Here is a 13,681-nt window from a genome sequence, read left to right on the forward strand (position 1 = left end):
AAACCATCACCCTGCCCGATCGTGGCCGGTCGATTTGGCTGGGACCGCCAATCGCCACTGGCGATCATCACCGGCAACATGGCGAACTGGCATTTCATTCCCTCACTATATGCGAATTATTCTTAATTGCAATAAACGGGTGACACGGTCCGCAAGAGGCAGCTCGGATGGCTTTGGCGATGCCCACGTTTCGTTTGCACAGCGAAGAGTGAGACGCTTATCATAAGCATCGTCGCGCCCGGCCCGGCGAGGCTGGTGCTGTGTCTGCGGGCGGATCACGCGTGATGGAGGGCTCTCGATGCTGTCGCGACGCCGTTTTCTCTCGACGACCGCGCTCACGCCGCTGGGCATCCTTGCCGGCATTTCGACGTCGAAGGCGTTCGTCGTCGAACAGCCGGCCGCGAGCCTCACCGCCGAATACAAGGCGGCTCGCCTCGCCTGCACCGCCGGTCCCGCGCACGCCGCGGCGCTGGCCGACCTGCGTGCCTCGCTCGCTGCCACCAACCTCACCGACGAGCAGCGGCAAGCGTTTCTTGCCCAGGCAGTCTGCCCGATCTGCGGCTGCCCCCTCGCCGCCTCCTGATCATCGTCATCGGCGCGACCGCGCGCCTTGGGAGCGGGTCCAGCCGGATGGAAACGGTTGCCGACGTGCCGGCCGCGTCGCCTTTGGCGTTCGCGCCGCTAATCCCCCCTCCCGGGAGTTAGGCGCCGCGGATCAGGCGGCGACGTCATCCGCTGCTTTTTCGCCGGGCGTCGCGCTCTCCTCCTCCCGCGCCGCCGGAACCGGCAGCACTGGTGGGGTGACGATGCCGCCGGAGACGACCATCTTCAGCGCGTCCTCGACCGACATCGCCAGCGGCACGACCTCGGCGCGCGGCACGAACAAAAGGAATCCCGAGGTCGGGTTCGGCGTCGTCGGCACGAAGACATTGATCACCTGGCTCTGGGTGACCGCCTGCACCTCGCCCTCGGTCACGCCGGTCAGAAAACCGATCGTCCAGATGCCGTAGCGCGGATACTGGATCAGCACTGCCTGGCGAAACGCGCTCGACTTCTTTGCCAGGACCGTCTCGACGATCTGTTTGATCGCTCCGTAGACGCTGCGAATCACCGGCATGCGGGCGAGCAGCGTATCGAAAAAGCGCGTGAGCGCCCGGCCGAAATAGCCTGCGGTCGACGCGCCGATCAAGGTCAGCGCGACGATGACGATGAGCAGGCCAAGCCCCGGCACGGCGAACGGCAGGTAGCTTTCCGGATTGAACCGCGCCGGCAGCAGCGGGGTCACCCGCGCGTCGACAAAGCTGACGAATAGCCAAGCGAGGTAAATGGTGATGGAGATCGGCGCGGTAACCAGGATGCCGGCGAAGAAGTACGCCCGCAGCCGTGCCATCAGTGCCAGTCGGATGGATTTGCGCTCGCCGGAAGGCGCTAGCTCACCGGGATCGGTCGGCACTGCCGTCATGCCCTGCACCGGGTGGCAACTGTGCGGATCAGGCGGTGGTGCGTCATGCCGAGAAGAACGCCACGAGTTCGGCCAAAGTTTCCTGCGGCTTTTCCTCGGCGAGAAAATGGCCGCAATCGAAGGAGCGCCCGCGAACGTCGGAGGCCCGCTTGCGCCAGGCGGCGATGACGTCGTAGCGGCGCCCGACGAAGCCTCTGTCGCCCCATAGCACCAGCAGCGGACAGGCGATCTTGCGGTCGAGATCGTCTTCGTCGTCGACAAGATCGATGCTGGCGGCTGCCCGGTAATCCTCGCACGACGCATGAACCGCCGCCGGATCGCTGAAGCAGCGGATGTATTCGGCGAGCGCCTCATGATCGAAGGCGCTCACGTTGCCCGCCCATTGCCGCAGCTTTGCCTGCAGGTAATAGGCTGGATCATGGCCGATCAGCGTTTCCGGCAGACCGCTGCCCTGAATTAAGAAGAACCAGTGATAGTACGCGGTCGCCATCTCCTTGTCGGCCGTGGCAAACACCTCGTATGTTGGCACGATGTCGAGCACGGCAAGGCGGATGACCGCCTGGGGATGATCGAGCGCCATGCGGTGCGCGACGCGGGCCCCGCGGTCGTGGCCGGCGACGAAAAAGCGCGAAAAGCCAAGCGCCGCCATGACGTCAATTTGGTCCTGGGCCATGCTCCGCTTCGAATACGCGCGATGGGAAGAGTCCGAGGCGGGCTTGCCGCTGTCGCCGTATCCGCGCAGGTCGCTGGCGATGACGGTAAAGCGTTGCGCGAGATTCTCCGCGATCTTGTGCCACATGACGTGCGTTTGTGGATAGCCGTGCAGCAGCAGCAAAGGCGGACCCGAGCCGCCGGCCTCGACGTGGATGGTCGTCTCGCGGCTGGCGATGTCCTTGCCGTCGAATCCCTCGAACACCAAAACCCCTCCTGTGTCCGCCACGGCCCTGCTTTGCGGTGGGCACGCACCGGTCGCTGGCCGCTTCCGCCGCGCGCAACCGTCTTATATATCATCGCGCGATCGAGGCACTGCAACCACGGAGAGATTTGATGGCGCGCGACTATCCCCCGCGACCGCTGGTCGGCATCGGCGCCGTCGTCTTCCGTGGCGAGCAGGTGCTGCTCATCCGCCGCGCCAAGCCGCCGCGTCAAGGTGAATGGAGCCTGCCGGGCGGACTGCAGAAGCTGGGCGAGACCGTCTTCGCCGGCGCTTGTCGTGAGGTGATGGAGGAGACGGGCATCGTCATCCGCCCGGTCGGCATCGTCGACGTCGTCGATCTCATCGAACGCGACGAGGCCACCGGAGCCATCCGCTATCATTACACCCTCATCGACGTCGCTGCCCTGTGGCAGGCGGGCGAAGCAGTCGCCGCCTCCGACGCTGCCGATGCCGCCTGGGTCGGCGCCGACGACCTTGAAGCCCGCGTCGCCTGGTCCGAGACGGTGCGAATCATCGACGAAGCACGGCTGTTATGCGCAACCGGCGCAGGGGCGGGCTGAGCTGCATCCGTATCTGCGGCGCCGCTTTGGCGATTGGCTTTGAACCCGTGGATTCCCGCCGGTATTGTGCAGCTTGATCCTCATCCGCCGTCGCCGGCCGGATGGAGGGACTCGCCGGGGTGGCAGGACGGGCCGTTACCGCAGCCGTCCAAGCGCAGGAAACACCAAGAGTGGACATTTACCTGCCGATCGCCGAGATGACCGTCAACGCTTTCGTCATCCTCGGTCTCGGCGGGCTCGTCGGCTTTTTGTCGGGGCTGTTCGGTATCGGCGGCGGATTCCTGACGACGCCGCTGCTGATGTTCATCGGCATCCCCGCCCCGGTCGCGGTCGCCACCGGCGCCAACCAGATCGTCGCCCCCTCGGTCTCAGCGGTTCTCGCCCACTGGCAGCGCGGCAATGTCGACGTCAAGATGGGGCTCGCGCTGCTGGTCGGCGGCATCGCCGGTTCGATCCTCGGTGTCGGCGTGTTCACCATCCTGCACAGTCTTTCCCAGATCGATCTCGTCATCCGCCTGTCGTACGTGATCTTTCTCGGCGCCATCGGGATCTTGATGCTGATGGAGAGCGTGCGGGCGATGGCGCGGCGTCGGAGCGCGCGACCGGTTCGAGCCCGATCACACCGGACGTGGCTCGACGCATTGCCGCTGAAGATGCGTTTCCGCCGGTCCCGACTCTACGTGAGCGCGCTGCTGCCGGTCGGCATCGGCATCATCGTCGGCATCCTCGCGGCGATCATGGGCGTCGGTGGCGGTTTCATCATGGTGCCGGCGATGATCTATCTGCTTGGCATGCCGTCCTCGGTCGTGGTCGGCACATCGCTGTTTCAGATCATCTTCGTGACCGCCAGCGTGACGATCATGCAGGCGGTGAGCACCGAGACCGTCGACGTCGTTCTCGCCCTGCTGCTGATCGCCGGCGGCGTGATCGGCGCACAATTCGGCGTCCGCGTCGGCAGCCGCCTGCGCGGCGATCAGATGCGCGTGCTGCTGGCGTTGCTGGTGCTGTGCGTCGCGGGCAAGCTCGCCTATGATCTCGTCGTTCCACCCGCCGATCTTTATACGGTGAGCAAGGTTTCGGAAGCCGAATGACGCGGGCGCGCTCTTGGATCGCGATTGCGGCGACGCTGTTGCTTTCGGCGATTCCCGCGCCTTCGCCGCCGGCACGAGCCGATCTGGTGGCGGCACTGTCGAATCACCTCGTGGCGGTGACCGCCGGCTTCAGCGGCAGCGACGTGCTGCTGTTCGGCGCGATCGATAGTGCCGGCGATGAGTCCAGCGCCGCTTCGAGCGGCCCCAGCGACATTGTCGTCGTCGTTCGCGGACCAGACGGTCTCGCCTCGGTCCACCGCAAGGGCCGATCCCTGGGTATCTGGGTCAATGAAGCGGGCATGAGCTTTTCGGGTGTGCCCGGATTCTGGGCGATGGCGACAACCAGGCCGATCGCCGAGATCCTTCCGGATACGGTCGCCGACTTCCACCAATTGGGCCTCGAGCGGCTCGTCTTTACGCCGCTCGAGAACACCAGCGTGCGGCGGGCTCGCGAGTTCCATGATGCGCTCGTCCGCACCCGGATGGATGAGGGCCTGTTCGCCGCCATGCCCGGCGAGATCCATTTCCTCGGCAACCGCCTCTTCCGCACCGATTTGTGGATTCCGGCGAATGCGCCGATCGGCACCTACACAGTCAGCGTGTTCCTCGTCCGCGACCATGACGTGGTTAGCGCCGAGACCACGCCACTCGTCGTCGGCAAGGTCGGGCTCGAAGCGCGGATCTACGCCTTTGCCCATCACCAGTCGTTCTTATACGGCATGGTTGCAGTCATCATCGCGGCGATGGCAGGATGGCTCGGAAACCTCGCCTTCCGAAAAGGCTGACCGGTGAGCAGCGACGACAACGACTTGGACTTTGGCGAGCAGGGCCGTTCGGCGACATACCCGAAGTCCGGCCGGACGTTCCTTTGTGTCGTCGACGAATCGGAGGAACTGCACCACGCCCTGCGCTACGCCTGCCGCCGGGCAAAGCACACCGCCGGGCGGGTTGCGCTTCTCTACGTCATCGAGCCTGTGGAATATCAACATTGGATGTCGGTCGGTCACCTGATGGCGGAAGAGCGCCGTGAACAGGCCGAAGAGATGCTGCAGGTGGTCTCATCCGTGGTTCAGAAGCTTTCCGGACGAACGCCGGTCGTCTTCATCCGCGACGGCGAACTCACCGGCGAGTTGATGAGCCTGTTGGAGAGCGAGCCGGATCTTTCGGTTCTCGTGCTGGGTGCGGCGCCGCGCTCGGAGGCCGGGCGCATCATTACCCACGTGATCAAGCGCGTCGGCCGCCTGCCAATCCCGGTGACCATCGTTCCCGGCGGGCTGTCGGACGAACAGATCGACGCGATCAGTTGACGTTGCCGGTCCGATGAGCGGCAAGCGCCTGCTGGTCGTAGCCCACGCCCCCTCGCCCAACACGCAAGAACTGCTGCGCTCCCTGATCGAGGGGGCCGGCGATCGTGAGATCGCCGACGTCGATGTCCGCCTCGTATCCCCGCTCGCGGCCGGGCCCGCCGACGTTCTCGCCGCCGCGGCGATCCTTTTGATGACGACCGAGAACTTCGGCTACATGAGCGGTGCGCTGAAAGACTTCTTCGATCGCATCTACTACCCCTGTCTCGAAGCAACACAGGGTTTGCCCTACGCACTGGTGATTCGCGCCGGACATGATGGCACCGGTACCCGGCGCGCCGTCGAAGCGATCGTCGGCGGCCTGCGTTGGCGCGCGGTACAGCCGCCGCTGATCTGCCGCGGCGGGTTCGAGCCGATTTTTGCCGAGCAGTGCCGCGATCTTGGCGCGGCTATGGCTGCCGGTCTTGAGCTCGGCGCCTTCTGAGCCGCTTCCCTCTCCTTCCGATCAAACAAAAAGAGCCTACGGCGTGACGGTCGGCACTGCGCGCACGCGCGCATCCCTCACAATTACAGCGCGTATGTTCGCATCCGTTACAAGCCACGTCGTCAATGGCGCTGTCGAGCGCGCCTGCCGGCACAGCGGAGAATCTCTGAGGTGGGCGGTACGGTCATCAACTTCCCGGTTCATCATCAGCGCCCGCTCGGGGCGGCGGATGATGAACCCACCATAGCCGAGCCCGTAGTTTCCTGCGCCATGTGGCTTCACGACTTCATTATCACCGGCGTTGCCACCGGGCGTTTTGCCGGACCGCCCGAATCGCTCGCTGAAAAGTGGTCCGAGGTCATGCACGAAGCGTTCGGGCTCCTGGATCTGGCCGCCGTTGCCGAAGGTCAGTTCGAGCAGCTCTACGGATACGCTCCCCTGGCGTTCCTGCATCGCGTCCGCGCCTGCACCGGCAGATAATGGGGTTCGTTCTCCTCAAGCCGGCGAATTCGCAAACGGACGTAGCACCCGGATATTCTCGGCATACGCAGCGTTACGGAACACGGCGGAGCCCGCGACTAGGATATTCGCTCCGGCTGCGACGATGTGCGGTGCCGTATCGGCGTTGACGCCGCCGTCGACTTCCAACGCGATCGGCCGATCGCCGATCATGGCGCGCACCTTTCGGATCTTCTCCAGTTGCGTCTCAATGAACGTCTGGCCACCGAAACCGGGATTGACAGTCATGACCAGAATGAGGTCGAGGCGATCGAGGACGTATTCAAGACACTCGGCGGAGGTCGCAGGATTGAGCGAGACGCCGGCCTTGCACCCGAGCGAACGGATCACCTGCAGGCTGCGGTCGAGATGTTTGTCCGCCTCTGCGTGAACGGTGATGATATCGGCTCCCGCCGCGGCGAAATCGGGCAGAAAGGGCTGCGCCGGATCAATCATCAGGTGCACGTCGAAAGGCTTTTGCGTGTGCGGGCGCAGCGCGCGGATCACCGGTGGGCCGAAGGTCAGGTTCGGCACGAAATGGCCATCCATGACGTCGATATGCACGAAGTCGCACCCTGCGGTGTCGATTGCCCGCACCTCCTCCCCCAACCGGGAGAAATCGGCCGAGAGAATGGAGGGCGCGATCCACACCGCGCCGGAAGGCGCGATGGACACCGTGGCGGAAGGCATCGACCCGTTCGCCTCGCCTCCGGGCGCCGCAGCGTTCGCTGACCGATGCCCAGCGTATTCCACACCGTCAATCACCTACGCGCATCCTTCTGCCTTGTTCGCCGCCGATCCCGGCCGCAGAATCCCCATAGTCATACCTATAATGCCGAACACCGCCGCGCCAGCGCGCGTGAAACCTGCGCGTTTTTGGCGATCCAGAAGTAGCGGGTTTCGCCAAGCCGGTTTATCAACCCTGCCAGGACGGGTGCGACGCCGACAGCACGATGTCTACCCTTTGCTCGAAGAGGACAATGACCATGCGCATGTTAAAGACTGGCGGCCTTGCCGCCGCGCTGCTGACCTCGTGCCTGCTTGCGCCCCTGCCGGCTTCGGCGGATGCGACCGAACTGGTCAGCATCCTTGTGGGCAAGATGGGAATCAGCCCCAAGCAGGCCGCTGGCGGCGCCGGAGCGGTGTTTGAACTGGCACAGCAACGCATGAGCGCCGATCAGTTCGGCAAGGTTGCCGATTCGGTCCCCGGCGTCGATAACCTCATCGATCAGGCGCCAGAGCTAACGACGTCAGCCAGCGGCGGTGCTACGGCCGGTGCGGCGAGTTCCCTTGGCGGCAGCGCCAAGGCGTTGGGAACCGGCGCGATGGGGGTGGTTCCCGGCGTATCCGGCGCCTCATCGCTGACCGCCCTGTCCGGTCCGTTCCAGAGCCTGGGCTTATCCAACGACCAGATCGCCCCGATGGTCGAGACCGTCGTCGGTTACGTGGAGCAGGAGGGTGGCGCGTCCGTTTCCAAGATGCTCGGCAGCGCGCTCCTTGGCGGTTGAAATCGGGCGGCTCAAGATCAGGCGGCTGAAACCGGCATATAGCTGAGCGCCCTTGGCGCTCAGCCGACCACGTCCATACCGAACCTGCGGTCGCGCCGACGGAAAACGTCGGCGCGGCGGGCGAGCGCCGCCTTGATCTGGGTGACAACATTTTCGGGCGTGATCCCGAAGTGCTTGAACAACACCTCGCCAGGTCCGGAGAGGCCGAAGCCGTTCAAGCCGACAAACACGCCGTTCTCGCCGATGTAACGGTCCCAGCCGGGAGAGATCGCCGCCTCGACGGCGCCACGCACGCATTCCGGCCAAGCTGGCCCCAGGACCTCCCGCCGATACTTTTCCGGCTGGATGTCGAACAGTTCCCAGCACGGCATGGAGACGACGGCGGTGGGAATGCCGTCGGCCTGCAGGCGGGCGCGAGCCTCGACGGCGACGTGGACCTCCGAGCCGGTGGCGAACAGCGTCACCTCGCGCTCGCCATCGACGGCCTCGTGGAGCACATAGGCGCCGCGGGCGCACAGGTTGACGCTCTCGTGCTCAAGGCGGACAGCCGGAACCGCCTGGCGGGTGAGCACCAGGCACGAGGGCATATCGCTCTCGGTCAGGGCGATCACCCAGCACTCGAAGGTCTCGATGGCGTCGGCCGGGCGGAACACCAGCATGTTCGGCATGACCCTGAGGCTCGCCACCGTCTCCGACGGTTGGTGGGTCGGGCCGTCCTCGCCAACGCCGATCGAATCATGGGTGAGCACGTAAATCACTCGCTGACGCATCAGCGCCGACATCCGCATCGCCCCGCGCATGTAGTCGGCGAAGACGAGGAAGGTGCCGCCATAGGGAATGAAGCCGCCGTGCAGCGCCATGCCGTTCATGATCGAGGCCATGGCGTGTTCGCGCACGCCGTAGTGAACGTACCGGCCGGAAAAGTCGCCGGGCACGATGTCGGTCACCGACGTCGTCTTGGTGAATACCGATTCGGACAGATCAGCCGAGCCGCCGATCATCTCAGGAAAGGTGGTGGTGAGAATCTCCAGCGCTTCCCCCGAGGCCTTGCGCGTCGCCCACTTCGGCTGCTCCGAGGCGAGCTTGCGTTTGAAGGCGTTGAGTGGCGCCTGCCAGCCCGACATCAGCTTGCCGGCGGTGGTCTTGCGGAACGCCTCTTGCTTTTTGGCGGGCAACGCGGCAAAGCGGTCGTCCCACGCCTCGCGCTCGGACTGCGAGCGACGTCCCGCCGCCCGCCACGCGTCCAGGACATGCGGGGGGACGACGAACGGCGGATGCTCCCAGCCGAGCGCCTTGCGCGCGCCGGCGATCTCCTCGTCGCCGAGCGGCGCGCCGTGCGCCTGTTCGGTGCCCCCTTTCTTCGGCGCGCCCTTGCCGATGGTCGTCCGGCAGGCAATCAGCGAGGGCTTGTCGGAAGCCCGTGCCTTGGCGATCGCCCGGGCGACGGCTTGCGGGTCGTCGCCATCGACGCTCTGCGCATCCCAGCCACAGGCCTCGAAGCGGGCGAGCTGGTTATCGCCGAGCGCGAGAGTCGTCGGCCCGTCGATCGAGATGCGATTGTCGTCCCACAGCACGATCAGCTTGGCGAGCCGGTGGAAGCCGGCGAACGAGATCGCCTCCTGACTGAGGCCTTCCATCAGGCAACCGTCGCCGACGATGCAATACGTGTAGTGATCGACGATGTCCTCGCCGCAGCGCGCGGCGCGCAACCGCTCCGCGAGCGCCATGCCGACGGCGTTGCCGAGGCCCTGGGCCAGCGGTCCGGTCGTGGTTTCAATGCCGCGCGGCACGTCGTATTCGGGATGGCCCGGCGTCTTCGAGCCGAGCTGGCGGAAGTTGCGGATTTCTTCGAGAGTGATCTCTTCGAAGCCGCTCAGATAGAGCAAGGCGTAAAGCAGCATCGAGCCGTGACCGGCGGAGAGGATGAAGCGATCCCGGTCCTCCCATTCAGGATGCTGCGGATCGAACTTGAGAAATTGCGTCCACAAAACGCTGGCCGCGTTCGCCATGCCCATCGGCATGCCGGGATGGCCGGACTTCGCCTTCTGCACCGCGTCGGCTGCAAGAAAGCGGATGGCGTTGACCATCTCCGCGAAGCGCGCCGGCAACGGCGCCTCTGCCGCGTTATCGAACGGCCTCTCAAGCGTGTTATCCAGCCGCGCCCCAGGTGCCGCGGTCAGCAGCGTGTCCTGAGAAATCGCTTGGGATCGAACCACGTTCATCGGTTGCTTGTCCTCAGATCGCATGGGCCCCGACCGCCGCGTTCAAAAGATAGTGCGCGATGACCAGTTGCGAGACGGCGAGCGGGTGACTCTCGCAAATGGCATTGTCGGCATCGCGAAAAACCCCCAGCCTCGGCAACCCGGACGCCGAGGCGCCGAACCCGGGCAGCTCGCACAACAATCGCCACAGGTCGCGCTGCAGCGCGCGGGCGCGCCAGTCCTCCACTGCTCCTTCGATGTGCAGCGCGTCTGCCGGCCGGCCGTCGACGTCGCGGGCAAGTTCAAGGACCAAGCCAGCATCCGCTCCTGCCTCCAGCAGCGGCGCGAGGTCGACATAGGGCAGCGTCGGGCGAAGAATGTGGCGGGCGTTCAGGCGGCTGCCCGCCTCCTCCGCCAAGCCGTCCGGTACGTAGAAGCTGACGACGACATCGGCATAGGCCCGCTGCGGGGCCACGTAGAGCCCGGCGTCGCGGTTCAGCTTCGGCAGCAACGCCATTGCCTGCTCGATGGTATAGCCGAGGCCGCCGGGTCCGGTGTCCCGCTGGAACTTCCAGCGCAAGCGCAGCGCCTCCTGTGGTTCCATGTAGAACTTGAGATCATAGGCATCGCGCAGCCGCGGTGTCGCGTAACCGTGCAGTCCTTCGAGAATGATGAAGCGCTTCGGCTCGACATACTCCGGCGCTTCGAGCACGCCGCCGACGTGATTGTAGACCGGTTTGAGAATCGGCTGGCCGGCGCGCAAGAGGTCGATGTGCTGCTCGAGAATATCAAGATAGTTGCAGGCGGGATCATGCGGCGTCAGCCCATTGACAGCCCGTTGTCCGCGCGAATAGCGATGATAGTCATCGATACAGATGTTCAGCGCCCGATCCGGGCCAAGAATGGCGGCAAGGCCGGCGGCGAACGTCGTCTTTCCGGCACCGGAATCGCCGACGATACCGATGATGACCGGCCGCTCCCGGCGTTGAACCCCGATCTTCACCGCTGCACTCCTGGCCGACGACAAAAGCACCCTTGCGGCTGTGCCGCGGGTGCGCTGGCCTTCTCAATACTGTGCTGCGGGTGATTTGAAAACCCCCTGCCGCGTCCGTTGCGTGCACCCCTGCCCTGCGCGAAAGCAAAGCCGCCTGATTTTCTGGCGGTTGGGGACGCCACTTACTCCCGCCGTAATTAACACGAGCGGACAAAAAGGACGGGGCGCATGGGCATACGGGAACTGGGGCGAGAGACGGGATTCGAACCCGCGACACCCGAGACCACAACCCGGTGCTCTGCCAACTGAGCTACTCCCGCCAGCACACCGCGGAGATGTAAGACCCCGCCGCCCCGCCCGTCAAGCATTCGCCGGCACCGGTGTTGGATGAATGGCCGGCGTCACCGCCGGTCCCGGCGACGAACGCCGCTCCAATTGCGGATGAGATCCGCAGCGTCGGCGACAGAAAGACGTACCGCCTACGCCGCCGACCGCAGCGGAACGTCCTCCTTCAGGTCAGACGGGCAAGGCACGACAGCCGAGGCGAGGCGTGCGAGAAAGCCGGAGAGTTCTTGAGACTCGGCGTCGGTGAGATGGAAGGCGATATGCAGATGCTCGTGCTTGCACGCCTTGACATCGAACGGCAGGGCCTGGGGCATTCCACCGATGTGAAGCGTACCGCGTTGTCCCGCGGCGAGAAGCGGAACGCCGGTGATCTCGGCGCCGCCGCAGGAAATATTGATCACCTCGCCTGAGTGGCGCCCGCCCGCCGCCTCGATCGCGCACGACAGGGCCACGGGAATGCGGGCGTTCGACCGGCGATCGACCTCGGCAGTGGCGGAGCGGACGACGCGGACCAAGCTCTCGCGCAGGTCGTCGATGCCGGCGGACATTTCTGCGGCACCGTCGCGGACCTCGCCGGCGACGGTGTGCGTGGTCTGAGCGACCCCCGCGGCACGCGTGGCGCTGGCGGAGACATGCTGGGCGGCTTGGCTGGTTTCGGCGCTCGCCCTTGCAAGCTCACGCGTCGTTGCGTTCTGCTGCTCGACGGCGGCGGCGATCGCCGATGAGATCTGCGAGACCTCGGCGATGGTCTGGGTGACCTCGTTCACCGTGCCGACGGCGGCCGACGTCGCCTGGCGGACCTGGGCCAGCAGCGCCGCGATCTCGCTCGCCGATCGCTGAGTTTCGTTCGCCAGGTTCTTAACCTCACTGGCGACGACAGCGAAGCCGCGACCGGCCGCGCCCGCCCGTGCCGATTCGATCGTGGCGTTCAGTGCCAAGAGATTGGTTTCGTTGGCGAAGCCTTCGATGAGCTGGGCCATCGAGTCGATCCGCTCGACAGCCTCGCTCAGCGCCTCGATGCTCGCCCGTGCTGACTGCGCCCTGTCCACCGCCCGGCCGGTGACATCGGACGCGCTGCTGACCTGCGTGCCGATCTCCTGAGTCGACGCCGAGAGCTGTTCGGTCGCGGCGGCGACGGACTGGGCATTGGCAAAGGCGAGGTCCGCGTCGGTGGCAAGACCGTTCGAGATCGCGGTGACCTCCTGCGCCGAGTTCAGCATCGTTGCGGCGCGCGCCGCCATCTCTCCGGTTTGACCGCCGACACGATCGACCGCGGAACGGGTTTCGGTTTCGACCGTGTCCGCCATGTCTCTCAATGCCGTGTGCCGCTCGCGTTCCGCCTGCGCCTGTGCCTGCTCCCGCTGCGCTCGCAGGGCGCCATTCTCGATCGCCGCGCGCTGGAAGACGCGGACCGCCTTGGCCATCTGGCCGATCTCGTCCCCGCGCGCCTCGAAGCCGATCGGCACGTCAAGATTTCCCTCGGCGAGTGAGCGCATGACGCCGGTCAGCGTTCCCAGCGGCCGGGTAACGAAAACGCGCAGGTAGACGACAAAGCCGATGATCGCCGCCAGGATGGCAATGCCGGAGATCAACAGCGTACGCTGTTGATCGTTCCCCGAGGCGCGAATTTCCACGGATGCGGCATTCAGCTCGGCAACGCGCTGTGCAGCGGCCGTTTCAGCCGATTCGAGCAGGCGGGTCATGGTATCGCCGATGCGCTCGGCGTCCGCATCGAACGCCGACATCAGCTTGTTTCCCGCCGGAGGGCCGCCCTGCACATACGCCTCCGCCATGCTCCGACCGGTCGCGTAATAGGGTGGGAAGTTCTCTTGCGCTTCCTGTAATGCCTTCACCACCTCGGTAAGGCCGAGATCCCCGGCGAGCGGGATCGACGCCGCAACCTGCTGTTCAAAATCGGCGGCATACTCGGCGGCCTGTTGCGGCCCGTCGTCGAGACCATCCTGCCCACGCGTCGCCGAGATGTCGGTCAACCACTGCTGCACCTGGGCAACGTCGTAGCGGATCATCGCGATGTGAGTGGCGAGCGGCATGATCCGTTCGGTCACCGTCGACGCTGCGTGCTCGATCTCCGCGATTGCCGCCTGTTCGCGCCGCGTCTCCCAGAACGTGGACACTGCGGCGATGACGATCGCAAGGAAGACAAGCAAGGCAATTCCGACGACCTTCGCCTTGATGGAAACGCTCGATCGAATGCGCATGTGCCGAGACCCTTATCCCGGCCGGCCACGAAGACCGATCGTCCGTCATCGCGATGCCAGCCGCCAATCCCAAGAGGC

Annotated in this window: 14 protein-coding genes and 1 tRNA gene; 8 read left to right on the forward strand and 7 right to left on the reverse strand. The window is 65.3% G+C overall.

Annotation, left to right across the window (positions count from 1 at the left end):
• Window positions 1-298 precede the first annotated feature (298 nt).
• Window positions 299-583, forward strand: coding sequence for a hypothetical protein (locus IPK66_11010; protein ID MBK8175763.1), 285 nt, complete (start codon window positions 299-301; stop codon window positions 581-583).
• 132 nt (window positions 584-715) lie between these two features.
• On the opposite strand, the gene IPK66_11015 is transcribed toward IPK66_11010, so the two are convergent.
• Window positions 716-1,462 (reverse strand): DUF502 domain-containing protein, encoded by a 747-nt coding sequence (locus tag IPK66_11015; GenBank protein ID MBK8175764.1) that lies wholly within the window; start codon window positions 1,460-1,462, stop codon window positions 716-718.
• Between the two features lie 43 nt (window positions 1,463-1,505).
• Window positions 1,506-2,378 carry an alpha/beta hydrolase gene (locus IPK66_11020; protein MBK8175765.1) on the reverse strand — a complete coding sequence of 291 codons (873 nt, stop codon included), beginning with the start codon at window positions 2,376-2,378 and terminating at the stop codon, window positions 1,506-1,508.
• A gap of 131 nt (window positions 2,379-2,509) precedes the next feature.
• Here IPK66_11020 and IPK66_11025 point away from each other — a divergent pair, with 131 nt between their 5' ends.
• From IPK66_11025 to IPK66_11050, 6 genes are all read left to right on the forward strand, one after another.
• A complete protein-coding gene (locus IPK66_11025; GenBank protein ID MBK8175766.1) occupies window positions 2,510-2,959 on the forward strand; it encodes an NUDIX hydrolase in 450 nt (149 codons plus the stop codon).
• Between the two features lie 170 nt (window positions 2,960-3,129).
• Entirely contained in the window at window positions 3,130-4,050 is a 921-nt protein-coding gene (locus IPK66_11030) for a sulfite exporter TauE/SafE family protein (GenBank protein MBK8175767.1), read from the forward strand.
• Window positions 4,051-4,136: 86 nt separating this feature from the next.
• Window positions 4,137-4,835, forward strand: a complete 699-nt coding sequence (locus IPK66_11035) for a TIGR02186 family protein (GenBank protein MBK8175768.1) — start codon at window positions 4,137-4,139, stop codon at window positions 4,833-4,835.
• A gap of 24 nt (window positions 4,836-4,859) precedes the next feature.
• Window positions 4,860-5,357, forward strand: a complete 498-nt coding sequence (locus IPK66_11040; GenBank protein ID MBK8175769.1) for a universal stress protein — start codon at window positions 4,860-4,862, stop codon at window positions 5,355-5,357.
• 13 nt (window positions 5,358-5,370) lie between these two features.
• Window positions 5,371-5,838, forward strand: a complete 468-nt coding sequence (locus IPK66_11045; protein MBK8175770.1) for a flavodoxin family protein — start codon at window positions 5,371-5,373, stop codon at window positions 5,836-5,838.
• A gap of 171 nt (window positions 5,839-6,009) precedes the next feature.
• On the forward strand, window positions 6,010-6,318 hold the full coding sequence (locus tag IPK66_11050; GenBank protein ID MBK8175771.1) for a hypothetical protein: 309 nt from the start codon (window positions 6,010-6,012) through the stop codon (window positions 6,316-6,318).
• Window positions 6,319-6,333: 15 nt separating this feature from the next.
• Here the strand turns inward: IPK66_11050 and IPK66_11055 are convergent, their stop codons facing one another.
• Window positions 6,334-7,026, reverse strand: a complete 693-nt coding sequence (locus IPK66_11055) for a ribulose-phosphate 3-epimerase (GenBank protein ID MBK8175772.1) — start codon at window positions 7,024-7,026, stop codon at window positions 6,334-6,336.
• Window positions 7,027-7,322: 296 nt separating this feature from the next.
• On the opposite strand from IPK66_11055, the gene IPK66_11060 reads away from it, so the two are divergent.
• Window positions 7,323-7,844: a DUF2780 domain-containing protein gene (locus tag IPK66_11060; protein MBK8175773.1), complete on the forward strand. Its 522-nt coding sequence runs from the start codon at window positions 7,323-7,325 to the stop codon at window positions 7,842-7,844.
• 59 nt (window positions 7,845-7,903) lie between these two features.
• Here IPK66_11060 and tkt read toward each other — a convergent pair whose 3' ends face one another.
• From tkt to IPK66_11080, 4 genes are all read right to left on the reverse strand, one after another.
• Window positions 7,904-9,931: a transketolase gene (gene tkt, locus IPK66_11065; protein MBK8175774.1), complete on the reverse strand. Its 2,028-nt coding sequence runs from the start codon at window positions 9,929-9,931 to the stop codon at window positions 7,904-7,906.
• A 148-nt stretch (window positions 9,932-10,079) separates the two neighbouring features.
• The gene (locus tag IPK66_11070; GenBank protein MBK8175775.1) at window positions 10,080-11,078 is read right to left on the reverse strand and encodes a phosphoribulokinase; all 999 of its coding nucleotides are present in this window, start codon (window positions 11,076-11,078) and stop codon (window positions 10,080-10,082) included.
• Between the two features lie 205 nt (window positions 11,079-11,283).
• A tRNA-His gene (locus tag IPK66_11075) sits at window positions 11,284-11,359 on the reverse strand.
• 159 nt (window positions 11,360-11,518) lie between these two features.
• Complete coding sequence (locus IPK66_11080; GenBank protein ID MBK8175776.1) at window positions 11,519-13,603, reverse strand: HAMP domain-containing protein; 2,085 nt, start codon at window positions 13,601-13,603, stop codon at window positions 11,519-11,521.
• Window positions 13,604-13,681: the final 78 nt, after the last annotated feature.

The sequence above is a fragment of the Rhodospirillales bacterium genome (genome assembly GCA_016712595.1).
In the GTDB taxonomy this organism is placed as follows: Bacteria; Pseudomonadota; Alphaproteobacteria; order Rhodospirillales; family Defluviicoccaceae; genus Defluviicoccus.

Bases quoted from the DNA above. Each gene is read 5' to 3' on its own strand.
- IPK66_11080 (MBK8175776.1), bottom strand. From the start codon at position 13,603: ATGCGCATTCGATCGAGCGTTTCCATCAAGGCGAAGGTCGTCGGAATT.
- tkt (MBK8175774.1), bottom strand. From the start codon at position 9,931: ATGGTCAACGCCATCCGCTTTCTTGCAGCCGACGCGGTGCAGAAGGCG.
- IPK66_11055 (MBK8175772.1), bottom strand. From the start codon at position 7,026: ATGCCTTCCGCCACGGTGTCCATCGCGCCTTCCGGCGCGGTGTGGATC.
- IPK66_11060 (MBK8175773.1), top strand. From the start codon at position 7,323: ATGCGCATGTTAAAGACTGGCGGCCTTGCCGCCGCGCTGCTGACCTCG.
- IPK66_11045 (MBK8175770.1), top strand. From the start codon at position 5,371: ATGAGCGGCAAGCGCCTGCTGGTCGTAGCCCACGCCCCCTCGCCCAAC.
- IPK66_11025 (MBK8175766.1), top strand. From the start codon at position 2,510: ATGGCGCGCGACTATCCCCCGCGACCGCTGGTCGGCATCGGCGCCGTC.
- IPK66_11015 (MBK8175764.1), bottom strand. From the start codon at position 1,462: ATGACGGCAGTGCCGACCGATCCCGGTGAGCTAGCGCCTTCCGGCGAG.
- IPK66_11010 (MBK8175763.1), top strand. From the start codon at position 299: ATGCTGTCGCGACGCCGTTTTCTCTCGACGACCGCGCTCACGCCGCTG.